The sequence below is a fragment of the Vibrio sp. M260118 genome (assembly GCF_036533755.1).
GTDB lineage: Bacteria > Pseudomonadota > Gammaproteobacteria > Enterobacterales > Vibrionaceae > Vibrio.
This window is the reverse complement of the sequence record NZ_JATABG010000733.1, coordinates 1-388: the sequence shown is the minus strand read 5'-3', so window position 1 is coordinate 388 and position 388 is coordinate 1. Positions and strand designations below refer to the sequence as shown.

1 protein-coding gene is annotated in these 388 nt (G+C 45.4%); it reads right to left on the bottom strand.

Translation table 11 applies throughout. The features are described from left to right. On the bottom strand, positions 1-388 hold a 388-nt coding region (locus tag QTO00_RS20905; RefSeq protein WP_331426413.1), incomplete at both ends, for a DNA polymerase domain-containing protein.

Genomic DNA, 388 nt, shown 5'->3' with positions numbered 1-388 from the left:
GTGGTTAGTCCACCAATCATTAATAAAATCTACAAGCTGGTGGCCAACTTCATCAGCTTGTTGCTGTGTGAACTCACCATTGAGGGAAACAAAGGTTGAATCGGTATCGCCGTAAATCACTTGATAACCCTTTTCTTCGATTAAAACCTTAGTTTGCTTCATGATTTCATGCCCGCGCATGGTGATGCTGGACGCCAAGCGCGTATCAAAGAAACGGCACCCAGATGAACCCAATACACCATAAAATGAGTTCATGATGATTTTAATGGCTTGAGAGAAAGCCTTTTCGTTATTCTTTTTGGCAACGTCACGCGCAGCCCAAAGCTTTTCGATCATCTGTGGTAGAAAGTGGTGGGAACGATGGAACTGTCCGCCCCGAAAACCGGGC